Genomic DNA, 17,134 nt, shown 5'->3' with positions numbered 1-17,134 from the left:
CTGCTATTCTCATTCTCGGCTCTGGCGGCGGCACTTCGCCTCTCCCCGCTTGCGGGGAGAGGCCGACACGCGAAGCGTGGCGGGGGAGGGGACTATCCACGCGTCCGATTGTCACCGTCCCTGCGGAGACTCCCCCTCACCCCACCCTCTCCCCGCAAGCGGGGAGAGGGGGAAGAGACACGGTGCGCTCCTCACCTGCTCTCAGCTTGCAAGGCAACGGCGGCAGGACCAATCCCGCCGCCGCGTTTCCTTCGCCACCGCGTCACTCCGCCAGCGCGTTGTATTTCTTCAGCGAGGCCTTGAGATCCGCGAGCGCGGCGTCGGGATCGGCACCGGCCTTCTTGGCGCCGTCGCCCCAGGTCTTGACCAGCGGCTCGGCGGCCTTCTTCCAGGCCGCGATCTGCTCGGGCGTCAGCTTGTAGACCTCATGGCTGGATTCCGCCTTCACCTTGGCGATGCCGGCGTCCTCGAACTTGCCCCAATGCTCGCCGACCGCGCCTGCCATCTCGACCGTGCAGTTCTTGTCGATCGCGGCCTTCTGCTTGTCGGACATCGCATTGTACTTGTCCTTGTTGATCACGAACACGAAGGTCGTGGTGTAGAGCGGCGCCTCCATGTCGTACTTGGTCACCTTGTCGATGCCGAACAGCACCAGTGAGCCCCAGGGGAAGGTGACGCCGTCGGCGACGCCGCGCTCGATGATGTCGCGCACTTCCGGCGCCGAGGACTGCACATTGGTGCCGCCAAGCGAGGTGACGAAGTTCGCCATGGTAGCGTGCGCCGGGCGGATCTTCATGCCCTTCACGTCCTCGGGGTTGACGATCTTCTTGGTGCGGGAATGGAACGAGGAGGGCGAGTGGACGAAGGCGAGGCAGTATTTGACGTCCTTCATCTCCTTCTCGGCAAATTTGCGATACCACGCGTCGAGCCCCATCGAGCCGCCCTTGGCATCCGAGATCAGGAACGGCAATTCCCCGGCGCCGATGATCGGGAAGCGGCCGGGCTGGTAGCCGGGATTGACATAGGTGACGTCGGCGATGCCGTCGCGCGCCATGTCGTAATGGTCGAAGGCCTTGCCGAGCTGCTGGGCCGGAAACACCTTGCCGGTAATGGTGCCGCCGGAATCCTTGTTCACCGCAGCCACCCAGTCTTCCAGCGATTTCTGCAGCGGATGCGATGCCGGCACCCAGTGCGAGACCTTCAGGTCAAATGTCTTGTCCTGCGCGAGCGCGGGGCTCACGCTTGCTGCCAGCAGCAAGGCCAGACAGGCTTTCCTCATCACGCGTCTCTCCCTTTTGCGACGGCGGGCTTCGCTGGCCCGGTCTCGTTAATTAACATGTTATCTAATTCGCCGGCGCGTTCAAGCCGGAACTGAGGCCCGCCGTGTCGCGCCATCTACGTCAGTCATGTTGCATGGATTTGTCGCTGCTCGGGCGACCACCGCTCTCCCTTTGCGCAAACGTTATATGGTATAATTATCGCCTGCGAGCCTTTGCCACAAGCAGGCTGCGGCCAAAGCCTAACAGGATCGGAAGCAGCATGTATTGCGGACAAAGGTCGCAATCGTCGGGCCGTTGCGGCGATGGCGGGGCTCGTTTCAAACATCTGCACAAATTCCGTTTAAAGCTTTGTAGGTGATGCATTCCTCGCGTCATTCGCTTCCAATGCAGCCGAGGCAATGAAGCGAGACCGCCATGACCCGCACCGACATCCCCGCCGGCTACGAGCCACATTTCCGCAAAGCGCCGCTGACCGATCCCTGGGAGCCGCTCTATTCGAAGAAGACCGATAAGGGCGTCACCGTCGGACTGCGCCTGGCGACGCCGCACACCAACGCCCGCGGATTGATCCATGGCGGGCTGATCGCGGCGCTCGCTGACGCCGCCATGGGCTACAGCTGCGCCCAGGCGACGGGCTGGACCACGTCATTCGTCACCATCTCGCTGTCGGTCGACTATGTCGGCGCCGCCGAGATCGGCCAATGGCTGGCGGTCGAGGGCGAGGCGATCAAGACCGGGAACACGATCTGCTTCGCGCAGTGCCTGGTGAAGGCGGACGACGCCGTGATCGCGCGGGCCAGCGGCACGTTTCGGGTAGTGCCGAAGAAGGGGTGAGGCCCAACTCTCTCCGTCGTCATGCCCGGGGCAAGCCCGGCCATGACGGAAAAGATCACCCAAACCTCCACTCCGCCGTCTCCACCACGAGGTCGACGAACGCGCGCACCTTGGCCGAGAGCAGGCGCGAGGTCGGGTAGACGATGTGGATCGGCAACGCCGGCTGCTCGTATTGCGCCAGCACGATCTTCAGGCGTCCGCGCTTCAGGCCCTCGGCGGCCTGATAGGCCAGCACCCGCGTCACGCCGCCGCCGGCCTCGGCATATTGCAGGGCGGCGTCGGCGCTGTTGCTGATGAAGCGAGGCGACAGCGGCAGCCCGATATCGCGGCCGTCGCGCAGGAAACGCCATTCGGACCAGGGGCCGAACTGGATGGTCTGGTGCGTGGCGAGCGCTTCCGGCGTCTTCGGCTCGCCGTTGCGCTTGAGATAACCGGGCGCGGCCACCACGATCCGCCGCATCTCGCCGACCTGGCGCGCCACAAGCGAGGAATCAGCGAGATGGCCGATCCGCACCGCGGCATCGACGGCGTCCTCGACGAGGTTGACGAGATGGTCGGACAGCCTGAGTTCGGCGGCGACCTCGGGATAGCGCTTGAGATAGGCGGTCATGAGAGGCCCGACATGCAGCCGGCCGAAGCCGACCGGCGCGGACACGACGAGACGCCCGCTCGGCCGATTGCGCTCCTCCCGCGCCGAGCCGTCAGCCTCCTCGACGTCGGCGAGGATGCGCCGCGCGCGCTCCAGGTAGCGCGTGCCGACGTCGGTCAGCGCCACCTGCCGCGTGGTCCGCTGCAGCAGCCGCGCGCCGAGATGCTCCTCCAGCGCCGCGATCATCCGCGTCACCGCCGGCGGCGACAGCCGCAGTTTGCGCGCGGCCGGCGCGAAGCCGCGCAGGTCGGCGACCGTGACGAAGACGTGCATGGCTTCCAGGCGGTCCATGGACATTATTGCATAAATCGCAATGATGAAGTGTCAAGCTGCTCAATTGTTTTAGACGCCGAAAGGTCCAGATTAGGCGCGGAAGACGCAGCAATGCGCCGGAATTTCAGGAGATGTTCCGATGACGGCAGTTCACACCTATGCCAGCGACGTGGCCTTTTCGCCGGCGGTGAAGACGATCCAGGCGCGCAAGGGCTCGCGCGAGGCCTATGCGCGCAGCGAGCAGCGCGGCTGGCGCACCGAGGTCGACGACAATCTCGCCGCGTTCCTGGCCGACGCCAACAGCTTCTATTTCGCCACGGCTTCAGCCGACGGCCAGCCCTACATCCAGCACCGCGGCGGCCCGAAGGGCTTTCTCAAGGTGCTGGACAAGCAGACGCTCGCCTTCGCCGACTACGCCGGCAACCAGCAGTTCATCACGCAAGGAAATCTCTCGGAGAATCCCAAGGCCTACATCTTCGTGATGGACTACGCCCACCGCCGCCGGGTGAAGATCTGGGGCGAGGCGCGCGTGGTCGAGGACGACGAAGCCCTGACCACGTCGCTGATGCCGAAAGGCTACCGCGCCCGGCCCGAGCAAGTGATCCTGTTCAAGATCGCGGCCTGGGACACCAACTGCCCGCAGCACATCCCGCAGAAGTTTGATGCAGCCGATGTCGCGGCCGCGCTCGCCGCGAGGGATCAGCGGATCGCAGAGCTGGAAGCGGAGGTTGCGGCGCTGAAGGGGTAGGCGGCGAGCTTAGCCTCTAACGAAAGCTGAAGCAGGCTGCGCGGTGCACCCTCTCCCCTTGTGGGAGAGGGTGGATTCGATGCGAAGCATCGAAGCCGGGTGAGGGGTTCTGTCCTCTCGGACGGTCTCACGCGCGGAGAGAACCCCTCATCCGGCGCTTCGCGCCACCTTCTCCCACAAGGGGAGGGAAGAAGAGCGCTGAATCGCTAAATCACACTCTCGCCTTCGTGCTGGAAGCCGAGATAGCTCGCGGCCACCCGTTCGTTGGCGGCGATGTCGCTGGCCTTGCCGCTGAGCACGAACTCGCCGAGCTCCATAACGTAGGCGTGGTCCGCGATCTTCAGCGCGGCCTGCGCGTTCTGCTCGACCAGCAGCACGGAGACGCCGGCGGCGCGGAGCTCGGTGACGATGCGGAAGATGTCGGCGACGATGATCGGCGCAAGGCCGAGGCTCGGCTCGTCCAGCATCAAGAGCTTCGGCTCGCCCATCAGCGCGCGGCCCATCGCGAGCATCTGCTGCTCGCCGCCGGAGAGTGTGCCGGCGAGCTGCTTGCGCCGCTCCTTCAGCCGCGGAAACAGCGCATAGACCCGCTCCATCGAGGCTTTGGCCTTGCTGCGCTCGATCCGGAACGCGCCCAGCTCGAGATTGTCCTCGACATTCATGGTCACGAACAATTCGCGATGCTCGGGAACGAGACCGAGCCCCATCGCGACGCGGTCCTCGATGTCGAGCCGGGCGAGATCCTGCCCGGCAAAGGCGACGCGGCCCTTCAGCGGCAGGATGCCCATGATGGCCGAGAGCAGCGTGGTCTTGCCGGCGCCGTTGGCGCCGACGATGGTGACGATCTCGTTGGCTCCGACCTCGAGCGAGACCGAACGCACTGCCTCGACCTTGCCATAGGCGACATGCGCGTCGGTGACGGACAACAGCGTGCTCATGCCGCCACTCCGAGATAGGCCTTGATCACTTCGGGATTGGTCTTGATCGTCGCCGGCGTGCCCTCCGCGATCTTGGTGCCGAAATCGAGCACCACGATGCGGTCGGCAAGGTTCATCACGAAGCCCATGTCGTGCTCGACCAAGAGGACGGACATCCCGCCGTCGCGCAGCTCGCGGAGCAGTGTTGCCAGCCGTTGCTTTTCCATGTGGCGCAGTCCGGCTGCCGGCTCGTCGAGCAGCAGCAGCATCGGATCGACGCAGAGCGCGCGGGCGATCTCGACGATGCGCTGCTGGCCGAGCGAGAGCGAGCCTGCCAGCTGGTGCATCTGCTCGGCGAGGCCGACGCGCTCGATCTGGCGCGCGGCCTCGGCGAGCAGCTTGGCCTCGTCAGCGCGGTCGAGCCGCAGCATCGAGGAGATTGGGCCGGAATGGCCGCGCAAATGTGCGCCAATCGCGACGTTCTCCAGCACGGTCATGTCGGGGACGAGCTTGACGTGCTGGAAGGTCCTGCTGATGCCGAGCTTGACGATCTCCTGTGGCGGCGCGTTGTCGACCTTCCTGCCGAGCACCGAGATCGAGCCCGAGGTTGCCGACAGCACGCCGGTAATCAGGTTGAAGGTCGTGCTCTTGCCGGCGCCGTTCGGGCCGATCAGCGCGACGATCTCGCGGGCCTGCACGTCGAAGGACACGTTGTTCACCGCAACCACGCCGCCAAACTGCTTTCGCGCCTTCTCGACCTGAAGCAGGACGCCGGTCTCGGCGGGCGCGCGGGTGCGATGCTCCAGCTTCAGCGAGGTGTCCGGCTTCCTGCCGTCGGTGCGCTCGGGGAAGAACGACATCAGCCAGGGCCAGAGGCCGCCGGGCGCAAGCTGCAGCAGCGCCACCAGCATGATGCCGAACACGATGGTCTCGACCTGGCCGGAGCCCGGCAGGATCAGCGGCAGATAGCTCTGCAGCACCTCTTTCAGGATCACGACAATCGCCGCGCCCAGCACGCCGCCCCAGACATAGCCGGCGCCGCCGACCACCGCGATGAAGAGATATTCGATGCCCATATGCGCGCCGAACGGCGTCGGGTTCACGGCGCGCTGGAGATGGGCGTAGAGCCACCCGGACAGGCCGGCGAGCACCGCGGCGTGGATGAACACCAGGAGCTTTGCGCGCGGCGTGTGGACGCCGAACGCTTCGGCGGCGACATGGCCGCGGCGCAGCGCGCGGATGGCGCGGCCGGTGCGGGAGTCCAAGAGGTTCATCGTCAGCAGGGCCGAGAGGATCACGGCGACCCAGATCGCGTAATAGATCGAGCCGGGCGAGAGCATCTTGAAGGTACCGATCGACAGCGGCGGGATCGCCGAGATGCCGTCGTTGCGTCCGAGAAACTCCAGCTTGCTGAACAGGTAGAACAGCCCAAGCCCCCAGGCGAGCGTGCCGAGCGGCAGGTAATGGCCGGAGAGGCGCACGGTGATCAGCCCGAGCAGCACCGCGAGCGAGCCGCTGACCACGAGCGACAGCGGCAGCGTCAGCCAGGGCGACAGGCCATAGGCCGTCGTCAGCACGGCGGTGGTGTAGGCACCGAAACCGACGAAGGCGGCCTGCCCGAACGAGGTGAGGCCGCCGACGCCGGTCAGCAGCACGAGGCCCATCGCGACCAGCGCGGCAAGGCCGATATTGTCGAGCAGCACGATCCAGAACGGGGGCACGCCCGGGATGAGCGGGATCGCCGCCATGAGGATCGCGAAGACGAGGATGGGAAGCCGGCTCTGCATCGGGCTCAGTCCTTCTCTTCCTCGACCGCGGGCGCGGCGAGCGAGCGCAGCAGCAGCACGGGGATCAGCAGCATGAAGACGATCACCTCCTTGTAGTTGGAGGCATAGAAGGACGAGAACGCCTCGACGATGCCGACCACCAGCGCCGCGACGGCGGTGAGGGGATAGCTGACGAGGCCGCCGATGATCGCGGCAACGAAGCCCTTCAGCCCGATCAGGAAGCCGGAGTCGTAATACAGTGTCGTGATCGGCACGATCAGGATGCCGGAGAGTGCGCCGATCACGGAAGCCAGCAGGAAGGCGATCTGGCCCGACAGCGTGGTGCGGATGCCGGCAAGCCGCGCCCCAAGCCGGTTGACCGCGGTCGCGCGCAGCGCCTTGCCGTAGAGCGTCAGGCCGAAGAACAGCCAGAGCGCGACGATGAAGGCGATGGTGATGGCATAGACGGTGATGCTCTGGCCGGTGAAGCGCAATGCGCCGGCGGTGAAGGCGCCGGACAGCACGGCAGGCCCGCGCTGGCCTTCGGCGCCGAAGAACAACAGGCCAAGTCCCTGCAGCGCGAGGTGGACGCCGACCGAGGCGATCAGCAGCACCAGCACCGAGGTGTGCGCCAGCGGCTGGAAGGCGATGCGGTAGAGATAGAGGCCGATCATCGCCACGATCACCAGCGACAGCGCGATGCAGACCGCGACCGGCGGCTTCTGCGCGGCGAGCGACAGGGTCAGCGCCAGCACGATCGCCGGCAGCACGACGTTGGCGATGAAGCTGCGGACGACCAGCCGCCCGTGCAGCGCCTTGCGCGCCACGAACAGGTCGAAGACGAAGGCGCCGATGCCGAGCGCCAGCGCCAGCTTTGCCGTGCCCGGCATCTGGCCGGCGGCCAGCGAGGCATAGGTCAGCGCGCCGTAGGTGACGAATTCGCCCTGGGGAATGAGGATGACGCGGGTGACGGCGAACACCAGCACCAGCGCCAGGCCGAGCAGCGCATAGATCGCGCCATTGGTGATGCCGTCCTGCACCAGGAACAGCATGATGGTGGTATTCAAGACCGGACGCTCCCCCTAATCCGGACCGGTCCCCTCGATTGCGGTGGACGGTCCGCTCACAGCCATTGAAAAACGCAGGCGATATTTGGTATGGTCCATAACAATTATCAAATATAACTTCAAGGGTGGGAACGACCCGCCCCGGAATTTAGCGGGATTACGAGCACGAGGCGATGACCGTTTCCAAAACCGCTGAAAAGTCCTCCGACAAGCCGGCCGACGCGGCCAAGGGCCGCAAGGAGGCAGGCGAGCCGCAGGCGGAGGCCCTCCAGCTCGGCGAGCTTTCCGAGCAGCTCGGCTATGTCCTGAAACGTGCGCAGCTCAAGGTGTTCGAGAATTTCCTGCGCTGCATGGCCTCGCTCCAGCTGACGCCGGCGCAGTTCTCGGTGCTGCTCCTGGTCGAGAAAAACCCCGGCCGTAACCAGACCGAGATCGCCTCCACGCTCGGCATCCTCAGGCCGAACTTCGTAGCCATGCTCGACAATCTGGAGAGCCGCGACCTCTGTGCGCGGATCCGCTCCACCAACGACCGGCGCTCGCACATCCTGGTCTTGACCGACAAGGGCAAGGCCGTGCTGGCGCGCGCCAAGAAGCTCGTCGCCACCAAGCACGAGGCCCGGCTGAACGACTTGCTCGGCCAGGCCAACCGCGAAGCCCTGATCGAGATGCTCGCGAAGATCGCCAACGAGTTTTGACTCTTACCCTCCAGGGGAGGGTAAGCGAACGTCAATCCACCAAAATCACCCTGATGTCGTTCACGTTGGTCAGCGTCGGTCCAGGCTGTAGCAGGTCGCCGGTCGCCTCGAAAAACGTGGTGGCGTCGTTGTTGGCGAGATAGGCCTGCGGCTCGAGCCCCAGCGCCTTAATCTTCGCGAACGTCGCCGCATCGATCAGCGCGCCGGCGGGGTCGGTCGGGTGGCCGGCGCCGCCATCGGCGCCGTCGGTGTCGCCGGCCAGCGCCGCGATGCCGGAAGTGTCCTTCAAGAGCGAGGCCAGGGCCAGCGCGTATTCCTGGTTCGGCCCGCCGCGCCCGTTGCCGCGCACGGTGACCGTGAGCTCGCCGCCGGAGAGAATCGCGACGCGCTTGCCCTGGCTGCGTGCCTGAAGCGCCAGCCTGGCGTGATCGGCGGCGACCTCGCGCGCCTCGCCTTCGAGATCGGCGCCGAGATCGATGGTCTCGTAGCCGGCCTCGCGCGCGAGCTTGACCGCAGCGTCCAGCGACTGCTTGGGCCGCGCGATCAGCTCGAACGAGGCGCGCGCAAAGGCGGCGTCGCCCGGCTTGCAGCTCTCGTTGTTGGGATCGTCGAGCGCGCGGCGCACCGCATCGTCGATGTCGAGCCTGTATTTCGCCACGATCGCGCGCGCATCCGCCAGCGTGGTCGGATCGGGCACGGTGGGGCCGGAGGCGATCGCGGACGGATCGTCATGCGGCACGTCGGAGATCGCGAGCGTCACGATCTCCGCGGCGTTGCTGCCGGCGCGGGCGAGGCGGCCGCCCTTGATCCGCGACAGGTGCTTGCGCACGACGTTCATCTCGCCGATCGGCGCGCCCGAGCGCAGCAGCGCCTTGTTGACCGCCTGCTTCTGCGCGAAGCTGATGCCGTCCACCGGCGCGATCCAGTTGGCCGAGCCGCCGCCGGTGAGCAGCACCAGCAGGAGATCGTCCGGCCCGGCCTCGCCCGCGAGTGCGAGCGTGTCGGCCGCGCCCTTCAGGCCCGCTTCGTCAGGCACGGGATGACCGGCCTCGACCACGCGAATGCTGCGCGTCGGCACGCCGTAGCCGTGGCGCGTGGTGGCGATGCCGACAAGGCGCTCCGGCGCCAATCCCAGCGCATCGAGATAATGCCGCTCCGCGGCTGCGGCCATTGCGCCGGCGCCCTTGCCGGCCGCAAGGCAGATCACGCGCCCCCTGGGTGCAGGCCGCAGGTGAGGGGCCAGCACCACGCCCGGATGGGCGGCAGCAATGGCAGTGTCGTAGAGCGCGCGGAGCAGGGGACGTCGGTCGGTCATGGACAATGGCCTTGCGCAGACTGGACTGGCGGCGAGGAGGTCGCCGCCATCTGCCTACCGCATCGTGTGCCAAAGCGTAAGCGCCTTCGCCGTCATTCGATTGTGCAATCGCGTGATCACAATTGCCACACAAAGCAAAAGCCCCCTGCGCGATCAGCGCAGGGGGCTCGTCGTCCGCGCGTTGCAGTTTCTAGCCGCCGGCGTCGGCGCTGATCACCTCGCCGAACAGGTCCCACTTGTCGCCCTTGAACTTCATCAGCTGCAGCGAGCTGATCGGCGCGAAGTCGTTCGGCCCGGTACTGATCTTGATGCCGGGCAGCAGCACTTCGGTGCGGAAGTCCTTCAGGCTCGCCGCCTGCTTCATGACGTTCTCGCGCGTGAGATTGTCGCCGCACTTCTTCAGCACCTCGACCAGCGTCTGCGCGACGCCGTAGCCGACGATGGTGCCGCCGTCGAGCTTGTCGCCCTCGGGGAAGTACTTCGTCATGAACTCCAGGAACGCCTTCATGCCGGCGTCGTCCTTCCACTGCGGATCGGAGACGTCCTTCAGATAGGCGGCCGAGATGATGTCCTGCGAATTCTCGAAGCCGGCGGGCTTGATCACGCTGCCGACCGAGGCCGAGACGTTGTTGAGGAAGTGGGTCGGCTTCCAGCCGATCTCGGAGATCTTCTTGATCGCCTGCGCCGCGAACTTCGGCGTGGTGATGTTGATGAAGACGTCGGCGCCGGTGGCTTTCAGCTTGACGATGTGGTTGTCGATGGTCGGCTCCGACGTCTCGTAGCTTTCCTCCAGCACGATCATGCTCGCGGCCTTGGCCCCCAAGCCGTCCTTCAGGCCCTTCAGGTAATCCTTGCCGTAATCGTCGTTCTGGTAGAGCACGCCGATCTTGGCGTTCGGCATGGCCTTGAGGATGTATTTCGCGTAGATCTGCGTCTCGCTCTGGTAGTTGGGTTGCCAGCCCATGGTCCACGGGAAGTTCTGCGGATCGTTCCACTTGGTGGCGCCGGTGGCTACGAACAGCTGCGGCACCTTCTTCGAGTTCATGTATTTCTGGATCGCGGAGTTCGGCGGCGTGCCGAGCGAGTTGAAGACGAGCAGCACCTCGTCGCTCTCGACCAGCTTGCGCGCCTGCTCCACCGTCTTCGGCGGCGAGTAGGCGTCGTCGTAGGAGACGAAATTGATCTTGCGGCCGTTGATGCCGCCCTCTTCGTTGATCTTCTTGAAATAGGCGGCTTCGGTGCGACCGATGATGCCGTAGGCGGAGGCCGGTCCGCTGTAGGGCATGATGTTGCCGATCTTGATCTCGGTGTCAGTCGCACCGGTATCGTATTTCTTCTGGGCCGTTGCGGTTGAGGCCGAGGCCGCGATGAGCGCGAGCGCCAATGATGCGGCCGCAAGCTTGCCGGTGACAGCAGGCATTCCAATCTCCCTGTTTTTCTTTGTGTGTGCGTCCCTTTTCTTGTCTCGTTTTTCTTCGCGACGCGGCCGCAATTCAATACGATTTGCCTGAACGCTTCAAGGAAAAGCCCCTGCGGCATGGCCGCAGGGGCTGCGTCTTTACTCGATTTGGCTACATCTTGAGCAAGTGGTTAATGGTCAGCCGCCGACGTCGCCGCTCAGCACCTCGCCAAATGGCACCCAATGCTCGCCCTTGAACCGGATCAGTTGCAGCTGCGACAGCGGCGCGAAGTCGGTGGCCGAGGTGTTGACCTTGATGCCCGGCAACAGGCCCGCCGGCTCGAAGTCCTTGATGTTGGCGGCCTGCTTCATGATGTTTTCGCGGGTCAGATTGTCGCCGCAGGCCTTGAGCACGTGAACGAGGCCCTGGGCGACGATGTAGCCGTACATTACCGAGGCATCGGCGCGGTTCGCTTCCGGATAGTACTTATCCAGAAATTCGTTCCAGGCGATCATCGCCTTGTCGTTTTTCCACTGCGCGTCGGTGGGATCCTTGAAGTACTGCGACGAGATGATGTCCTGCGCGTTCTCGAAGCCGGCCGGCTTGATTACGCTGCCGATCGAGGCCGAGACGTTGTTGAGGAAGTGCAGCGGCTTCCAGCCGATCTCGGCGTTCTTCTTGATCGCCTGTGCCGCGAATTTCGGCGTCGTGATGTTGAAGAACACGTCGGCGTTGGTCGGCTTCATCTTGACGATGTGGGAGTCGATGGTCGGCTCGGAGACTTCGTAGCTGTCCTCGATGACGATCATCGAGGCGGCCTTGGCTCCGAGCCCGTCCTTGAACCCCTTCAGATAGTCCTTGCCGTAATCGTCGTTCTGGTAGAGCACGGCGATCTTGGCGTTCGGATGGTTCTTCAGGATGTACTTGGCGTAGATGATCGACTCGATCTGGTAGTTAGGTTGCCAGCCCATCGTCCACGGGAAGGTCTGCGGGTCGTTCCACTTCGTGGCGCCGGTGGCGACGAACAGCTGCGGAACCTTCTTCTGGTTCATGTACTTCTGGATCGCCGAGTTCGGCGGGGTGCCGAGCGAGTTGAAGATCAGCAGCACCTCGTCGCTCTCGACCAGCTTGCGCGCCTGCTCCACGGTCTTCGGCGGGGAATAGGCGTCGTCATAGGTGATGAAGTTGATCTTGCGGCCGTTAATGCCGCCTTCTGCGTTGATCTTGCGGAAATAGGCCTCTTCGGTCTTGCCGATCACGCCGTAGGCAGACGCGGGACCGCTATAGGGCATGATGTTGCCGATCTTGATCTCCGTGTCGGATGCGCCGGTGTCGTATTTCTTCTGCGCGAGCGCTGTCGTGGACAGCGTGGCGGCTAGCACGAGGGCAGCCGAGAAGGCCCCCAATCGCACATGCATTGCAGGCATTTTGATCTCCCTGGACAGGATTGAATGTGTCGTTTGTTCTTATTGGGAGCGATCGTTGCGCGTCGCTCCGTCACGCATTCAATACCTATCCACGGCCGTCAGCAAGAAGAACGCCTGCACGGGCCTCGCGCAGGCGGCGATCTCGTCGAAGGCGGTGCTGAATATTCCGGCGCGTGAGATTCTTTTTGCGGGGCAAACTCACCGCTTGAGTTGCTTTACGAGAAAGCGGCTATTTTGAATTGCGTCGTTCAGTGGCTCATCTCGCTCGAGATGATGTCGCCGAACAGCTCCCATTTCCTGCCCTTGAAGCGCATCATCTGCAGCTGCTCGATCGGGGCGAAATCGTCGGGCGCGGTGTTGATCTTGATGCCTGGCAGCAGCGTGTCGGGTGCGAAGTCCTTCAGGCTGGCGGCCTGCTTCATGACGTTCTCGCGGGTGAGATCGTCGCCGCACATCTGCAGCACCTTCACGATGGTCTGTGCGGCGGCATAGCCGTACACGACGCCGGCATCGAGCTTGTTGGCCCTGGGCTCGTATTGCGCGAGGAAACTGTAGAACTTCTTCATGCCGTCGTCGGCATTCCACTGCGGGTCGGAGCCGTCCTTGGTGTAGGTCGCCGACAGGATGCCTTGCGAGACTTCAATGCCCGCCGGCTCCAATACGCCGCTGACCGAAGCCGAGACGTTGGAGATGATGTGCATCGGATGCCAGTTGATCTCCGCGGCTTTCTTGATTCCCTGCGCGGCGAATTTCTGGTTGGTGAGGCTGATGAAGATATCGGCGCCGGCCGCCTTCAGCTTCACGACTCGCTCGTCGATTGCGGGCTCGGACGTGTCGTAGGCCTCCTCCCGCACGATCATCGAAGCCTTGGCGCCGAGGCCCTCCTTCAACCCGTTTAGATAGTCCTTGCCGAAATCGTCGTTCTGGTAGAGCACGCCGATCTTTCCGTTTGGCTTCTCCTTCATGATGTATTTGGCATAGATCCGAGCCTCGCTGACGTAGCTCGGCTGCCAGCCCATGGTCCAGGGATATTGCTTGGGCTCGTTCCATTTCGAGGCGCCGCTCGCCACGAACAATTGCGGCACCTTCTTCTCGTTCATGTACTTGCGGATGGCGCTGTTGGTGGAGGTGCCGAGCGAGCCGAAGATCAGCAGCACGTTGTCGCTCTCGACCAGTTTTCGCGCCTGTTCCACCGTCTTCGGCGGCGAATAGCCGTCGTCATAGGAGATGAATCTGATCTTGCGGCCGTTGATGCCGCCCTCGGCATTGATCTTGTTGAAGTAGGCTTCCTCGGTCCTGCCGATCGCAGCATAGCCGGAGGCCGGACCGCTGTAGGGCATGATGTTACCGATCTTGATCTCGGTATCGGAGGCGCCGCTGTCGTATTTCTTCTGCGCCAGCGCCTCGCCGCTCATTGCAGTGCACAAGGCAAGCGCGGCCCAGAGCGTCGCAACCTGGGAACGAACGGCGGCCATTGCTCTCCTACCCCGGGATGGATCGATCGCATTGAACAAGATTGGCGCCTGTCGTCAACAAAAAGCCCCCGCGACTGTCCGCGGGGGCTCCTCGTCCTCGATCATCGCGTCACGCGTCACTCGGAGGCGACGTCACCGCTGATGATCTCGCCGAACAGTTCCCACTTCTCGCCCTTGAAGCGCATCATCTGCAGCTGCGCGATCGGAGCGAAGTCGGTGGCGCTGGTGTTGATCCTGACACCGGGCAGCAGCGTATCCGGAGCAAAGTCCTTCAACGAGGCGGCCTGCTTCATGATGTTGGCGCGGGTGAGATCGTCACCGCACATCTCCAGCACCTTGGCCAGCGTCGAGGCGGCGCCATAGCCATAAACCATGCTGGTGTCCGACTTGTCGGCACCCGGCATGTACTTGTCGACGAACTCGTTCCACTTCTTCATGCCGGGGTCGTTGGCCCATTGCGGATCCGTGGAGTCCTTGGCGTAGGCGGCCGACAGCACGCCCTGCGCGTTCTCGAAGCCGGCCGGCTTCATCACGCTACCGACCGAGATCGACACGTTGGTGAGGATCTGGAGCGGCTTCCAGCTGAGCTCGGCGGTCTTCTTGATGGTCTGGGCCGCGAACTTCGGCGTGGTGTAGATCAGGAGCACGTCGGGATTGGCGGCCTTGATCTTGACGATATGGCCGTCGATCGACGGCTCGGAGACCTCGTAGCTCTCCTCCATGACGATCATGGACGAGGCCTTGGCGCCGAGGCCGTCCTTGGTGCCCTTGAGGTAGTCTTTGCCGAAATCGTCGTTCTGGTAGAGGATTGCGATCTTGGCGTCCGGCTTCTCCTTCATCAGCCACTTCGCGTAGATCTGCGCTTCGCTCTGGTAGGAGGGCTGCCAGCCCATGGTCCAGGGGAAGTTCTTCGGGTCGTTCCACTTGGTGGCGCCGGTCGCGACGAAGAGCTGCGGGATCTTCTTGGAGTTCAGATACTTCTGGATCGCACTGTTCGAGGGCGTGCCGAGCGGATTGAAAACGACCAGCACCTCGTCGCTCTCAACCAGCTTGCGGACCTGCTCGACGGCCTTCGGCGGCGAATAGCCGTCGTCATAGGTGACGAAGTTGATCTTGCGGCCGTTGATGCCGCCCTTGTCGTTGATCATCTTGAAATAGGCTTCTTCGGTCTTGCCGATGATGCCATAGGCCGACGCCGGACCGCTGTACGGCATGATGTTGCCGATCTTGATCTCGGTATCGGACGCGCCGGTGTCGTATTTCTTTTGGGCGAGTGCAGCGCCGGAGGTGAGAGTGATGGCCGCCGTTGCCGTGATCAGCGCGGCGGCTCGCAGTGTTCTTCCAAAATACAATTCGGTCTCCTTGGTTAATTCAACGGGTCTTCAGTTCTTCCTGAGCTTGCCGACGAGTTGCTGGCCCAGGATCGCGACCTGCCTTGCGCCGTGCGGCACGAGGTAGATGACGAGGAACAGCAGCACGCCGAATACCGCGCCGGAGAGGCCCTTGGAGATGCTCTCCGCCATGTTCGGCACGAAGATGATGAAGGCCGCACCGACGAACGAGCCGGGCAGCCAGCCGACGCCGCCGACCACCATGCCGAGGAACAGCGAGATCGCGAGCGTGATGGTGTAGCTGTCGGGCGCGACGAACTGCACCGCGATGGCGCCGAGCGAGCCGGCAACGCCGGTGATGCCGGCGGATACGCCGAAGGCCAGCGTCTTGTACAGCGCGACGTTGACGCCCATGGAGGAGGCCGCGATCTCGTTGTCGCGGATCGCCATGAAGGCGCGGCCCGAGCGGGAGCGCAACAGGTTCACCGAGAAGATGTAGATCGCGACCGTCACGGCAAGCGTGAAGTAGTACAGCCACATGTCCTGCGACATCGGCAAGCCGAACGGTGCGTCTGGCTTGGTGACGACGAGGCCCTGCACGCCGCCGGTCCAGTGCTCGAGGAAGTTCAGCTTGAGCAACTGCGGCATCGCGGTCGCGAGCGCAAAGGTCGCGAGCGCGAGATAGATGCCCGACAGCCGCAGCGCCGGCTTGCCGAACAGGTAACCGAATCCGAAGCAAATCACGGCGGAGATCGGAATGGTCAGCGCGTAGTTGACGTTGGCATGTTCCATCAGCACCGCAGACACATAGGCGCCGACGGCGTAGAACGCGCTCTGGCCGAGCGAGAACTGGCCGCTTCCGCCGGTCAGGATGTTCAGCGCCAGCACCGCGAGCCCGTAGATCAGGAGCATCGTCATCTGGAAGATGATGAAGTTCTTGACGAACATCGGCACGATCAACAGCGCGGCCAGCACCACCAGCGACGTGCCGGTGCCCAGCGTCATGGCCCGCTTCGGAACCGCCTCGACCGCCTCGTGGCCCTCGGCGACGACTTCTTCTGCTGCGCTCATGATCAAACTCGCTTGACGATATGCCGGCCGAACAGACCAGCGGGTTTGACGACCAGGACGGAGATGATCAGCGCGAGCGCGATCGGGAGTTTCAGCTCATTGCCGACGCCGGGGATGTAGGTACCGGCGAGGTTCTCGAACACGCCGACCAGGAAGCCGCCGACCACGGCGCCGAACGGGCTCGACAGCCCGCCGAGCACCGCCGCGGCGAAGCCGTAGATCAGCACGCCGCCCATCATGTTCGGCTCGAGGAATACGACAGGCGCGATCAGCATGCCGGCGATCGAGCCGATCGCGGTCGCCATGCCCCAGCCGAGCGCGATCATCCAGCTCGTGTTGATGCCGACGAGGCGGGCCGATTCGGGCACCGACGCTGCGGCTCGCATCGCAAGGCCGATGCGCGTGTACTGGAAGAAGAAATAGAGCGCGAGCAGCAGCGCCACGGTGACGCCGATCATGCCGGCCTGGTGCGTCGAGATCAGCTGGCTGCCGAGGAACGGTGCGGAGCCGAACGGGGTCGGATATTGCTTGATCGTGAAGTCCCAGATCAGGCCCGCCGAGGAGTTGATGATCGCAAACAACGCGATGAAGCCGGCGACGTTGGTGAGCACCGGCGCCTTGACGAGCGGCTTGAACAGGATGCGCTCGATCGCGATGCCGGCAACGAAAGAAAATGCCAGCGTGATCAGGAAGGCAGCCCAATAAGACACGCCCCACTGCATCAGCTGCCATGAGATGAAGGTCGAGAACATCGCCATCTCGCCTTGCGCGAAGTTGAGATGGTCGATGGCCTGGTAGATCATGACCACGGCGAGCGCCATGCAGGCATAGATCGCCCCCGTGGCGATGCCGGCCAGGACCTGGTTGGTGAACAGCTCCATTGTGC

Annotated in this window: 16 protein-coding genes; 4 read left to right on the top strand and 12 right to left on the bottom strand. The window is 63.9% G+C overall.

Annotated features, from left to right (window positions below):
* Positions 1-262: 262 nt before the first annotated feature.
* On the bottom strand, positions 263-1,279 hold the full coding sequence (locus I6F20_RS12995) for a TRAP transporter substrate-binding protein (RefSeq protein ID WP_036021503.1): 1,017 nt from the start codon (positions 1,277-1,279) through the stop codon (positions 263-265).
* Positions 1,280-1,694: 415 nt separating this feature from the next.
* On the opposite strand from I6F20_RS12995, the gene I6F20_RS12990 reads away from it, so the two are divergent.
* On the top strand, positions 1,695-2,114 hold the full coding sequence (locus I6F20_RS12990) for a PaaI family thioesterase (protein WP_035997915.1): 420 nt from the start codon (positions 1,695-1,697) through the stop codon (positions 2,112-2,114).
* Positions 2,115-2,169: 55 nt separating this feature from the next.
* On the opposite strand, the gene I6F20_RS12985 is transcribed toward I6F20_RS12990, so the two are convergent.
* A complete protein-coding gene (locus I6F20_RS12985; protein WP_225126667.1) occupies positions 2,170-3,054 on the bottom strand; it encodes a LysR family transcriptional regulator in 885 nt (294 codons plus the stop codon).
* 121 nt (positions 3,055-3,175) lie between these two features.
* Between I6F20_RS12985 and I6F20_RS12980 the strand changes: the two genes are divergently transcribed.
* Positions 3,176-3,784, top strand: a complete 609-nt coding sequence (locus I6F20_RS12980; RefSeq protein ID WP_225126449.1) for a pyridoxamine 5'-phosphate oxidase family protein — start codon at positions 3,176-3,178, stop codon at positions 3,782-3,784.
* Between the two features lie 206 nt (positions 3,785-3,990).
* Here the strand turns inward: I6F20_RS12980 and I6F20_RS12975 are convergent, their stop codons facing one another.
* From I6F20_RS12975 to I6F20_RS12965, 3 genes are read right to left on the bottom strand one after another with little or no spacing between them, the layout of a single operon-like run.
* Positions 3,991-4,722: an ABC transporter ATP-binding protein gene (locus tag I6F20_RS12975; protein ID WP_035997921.1), complete on the bottom strand. Its 732-nt coding sequence runs from the start codon at positions 4,720-4,722 to the stop codon at positions 3,991-3,993.
* On the bottom strand, positions 4,719-6,488 hold the full coding sequence (locus tag I6F20_RS12970) for a branched-chain amino acid ABC transporter ATP-binding protein/permease (RefSeq protein WP_225126448.1): 1,770 nt from the start codon (positions 6,486-6,488) through the stop codon (positions 4,719-4,721). The genes I6F20_RS12975 and I6F20_RS12970 overlap by 4 nt, the downstream gene beginning before the upstream one ends.
* A 5-nt stretch (positions 6,489-6,493) precedes the next feature.
* Positions 6,494-7,534, bottom strand: a complete 1,041-nt coding sequence (locus I6F20_RS12965) for a branched-chain amino acid ABC transporter permease (RefSeq protein ID WP_035997923.1) — start codon at positions 7,532-7,534, stop codon at positions 6,494-6,496.
* 173 nt (positions 7,535-7,707) lie between these two features.
* Here I6F20_RS12965 and I6F20_RS12960 point away from each other — a divergent pair, with 173 nt between their 5' ends.
* Positions 7,708-8,229, top strand: a complete 522-nt coding sequence (locus I6F20_RS12960; RefSeq protein ID WP_035997926.1) for a MarR family winged helix-turn-helix transcriptional regulator — start codon at positions 7,708-7,710, stop codon at positions 8,227-8,229.
* A 31-nt stretch (positions 8,230-8,260) separates the two neighbouring features.
* On the opposite strand, the gene I6F20_RS12955 is transcribed toward I6F20_RS12960, so the two are convergent.
* The 3 genes from I6F20_RS12955 to I6F20_RS12945 form a co-directional block, all read right to left on the bottom strand.
* Entirely contained in the window at positions 8,261-9,544 is a 1,284-nt protein-coding gene (locus I6F20_RS12955) for a glycerate kinase type-2 family protein (RefSeq protein ID WP_225126447.1), read from the bottom strand.
* Between the two features lie 190 nt (positions 9,545-9,734).
* Positions 9,735-10,964, bottom strand: coding sequence for an ABC transporter substrate-binding protein (locus tag I6F20_RS12950; protein WP_035997932.1), 1,230 nt, complete (start codon positions 10,962-10,964; stop codon positions 9,735-9,737).
* A gap of 177 nt (positions 10,965-11,141) precedes the next feature.
* The gene (locus I6F20_RS12945; RefSeq protein WP_225126446.1) at positions 11,142-12,371 is read right to left on the bottom strand and encodes an ABC transporter substrate-binding protein; all 1,230 of its coding nucleotides are present in this window, start codon (positions 12,369-12,371) and stop codon (positions 11,142-11,144) included.
* 55 nt (positions 12,372-12,426) lie between these two features.
* On the opposite strand from I6F20_RS12945, the gene I6F20_RS12940 reads away from it, so the two are divergent.
* Positions 12,427-12,609, top strand: a complete 183-nt coding sequence (locus tag I6F20_RS12940; RefSeq protein WP_156447016.1) for a hypothetical protein — start codon at positions 12,427-12,429, stop codon at positions 12,607-12,609.
* 10 nt (positions 12,610-12,619) lie between these two features.
* On the opposite strand, the gene I6F20_RS12935 is transcribed toward I6F20_RS12940, so the two are convergent.
* The 4 genes from I6F20_RS12935 to I6F20_RS12920 form a co-directional block, all read right to left on the bottom strand.
* Positions 12,620-13,846: an ABC transporter substrate-binding protein gene (locus I6F20_RS12935; protein ID WP_225126444.1), complete on the bottom strand. Its 1,227-nt coding sequence runs from the start codon at positions 13,844-13,846 to the stop codon at positions 12,620-12,622.
* Between the two features lie 116 nt (positions 13,847-13,962).
* Positions 13,963-15,198, bottom strand: coding sequence for an ABC transporter substrate-binding protein (locus I6F20_RS12930; RefSeq protein WP_109142408.1), 1,236 nt, complete (start codon positions 15,196-15,198; stop codon positions 13,963-13,965).
* 30 nt (positions 15,199-15,228) lie between these two features.
* Positions 15,229-16,248: a branched-chain amino acid ABC transporter permease gene (locus I6F20_RS12925; protein ID WP_036021517.1), complete on the bottom strand. Its 1,020-nt coding sequence runs from the start codon at positions 16,246-16,248 to the stop codon at positions 15,229-15,231.
* A 2-nt stretch (positions 16,249-16,250) separates the two neighbouring features.
* Positions 16,251-17,129, bottom strand: coding sequence for a branched-chain amino acid ABC transporter permease (locus I6F20_RS12920; RefSeq protein ID WP_035997949.1), 879 nt, complete (start codon positions 17,127-17,129; stop codon positions 16,251-16,253).
* Between the last annotated feature and the right edge of the window lie 5 nt (positions 17,130-17,134).

Source organism: Bradyrhizobium sp. IC3123 (assembly GCF_020193625.1).
GTDB classification, from domain to species: domain Bacteria; phylum Pseudomonadota; class Alphaproteobacteria; order Rhizobiales; family Xanthobacteraceae; genus Bradyrhizobium; species Bradyrhizobium yuanmingense.
The sequence above is the reverse complement of the archived record's forward strand: the minus strand, read 5'-3'. Positions and strand labels throughout refer to the sequence as shown.

Bases quoted from the DNA above. Each gene is read 5' to 3' on its own strand.
- I6F20_RS12995 (WP_036021503.1), bottom strand. From the start codon at position 1,279: ATGAGGAAAGCCTGTCTGGCCTTGCTGCTGGCAGCAAGCGTGAGCCCC.
- I6F20_RS12990 (WP_035997915.1), top strand. From the start codon at position 1,695: ATGACCCGCACCGACATCCCCGCCGGCTACGAGCCACATTTCCGCAAA.
- I6F20_RS12985 (WP_225126667.1), bottom strand. From the start codon at position 3,054: ATGGACCGCCTGGAAGCCATGCACGTCTTCGTCACGGTCGCCGACCTG.
- I6F20_RS12980 (WP_225126449.1), top strand. From the start codon at position 3,176: ATGACGGCAGTTCACACCTATGCCAGCGACGTGGCCTTTTCGCCGGCG.
- I6F20_RS12975 (WP_035997921.1), bottom strand. From the start codon at position 4,722: ATGAGCACGCTGTTGTCCGTCACCGACGCGCATGTCGCCTATGGCAAG.
- I6F20_RS12970 (WP_225126448.1), bottom strand. From the start codon at position 6,488: ATGCAGAGCCGGCTTCCCATCCTCGTCTTCGCGATCCTCATGGCGGCG.
- I6F20_RS12960 (WP_035997926.1), top strand. From the start codon at position 7,708: ATGACCGTTTCCAAAACCGCTGAAAAGTCCTCCGACAAGCCGGCCGAC.
- I6F20_RS12955 (WP_225126447.1), bottom strand. From the start codon at position 9,544: ATGACCGACCGACGTCCCCTGCTCCGCGCGCTCTACGACACTGCCATT.
- I6F20_RS12950 (WP_035997932.1), bottom strand. From the start codon at position 10,964: ATGCCTGCTGTCACCGGCAAGCTTGCGGCCGCATCATTGGCGCTCGCG.
- I6F20_RS12945 (WP_225126446.1), bottom strand. From the start codon at position 12,371: ATGCCTGCAATGCATGTGCGATTGGGGGCCTTCTCGGCTGCCCTCGTG.
- I6F20_RS12935 (WP_225126444.1), bottom strand. From the start codon at position 13,846: ATGGCCGCCGTTCGTTCCCAGGTTGCGACGCTCTGGGCCGCGCTTGCC.
- I6F20_RS12925 (WP_036021517.1), bottom strand. From the start codon at position 16,248: ATGAGCGCAGCAGAAGAAGTCGTCGCCGAGGGCCACGAGGCGGTCGAG.
- I6F20_RS12920 (WP_035997949.1), bottom strand. From the start codon at position 17,129: ATGGAGCTGTTCACCAACCAGGTCCTGGCCGGCATCGCCACGGGGGCG.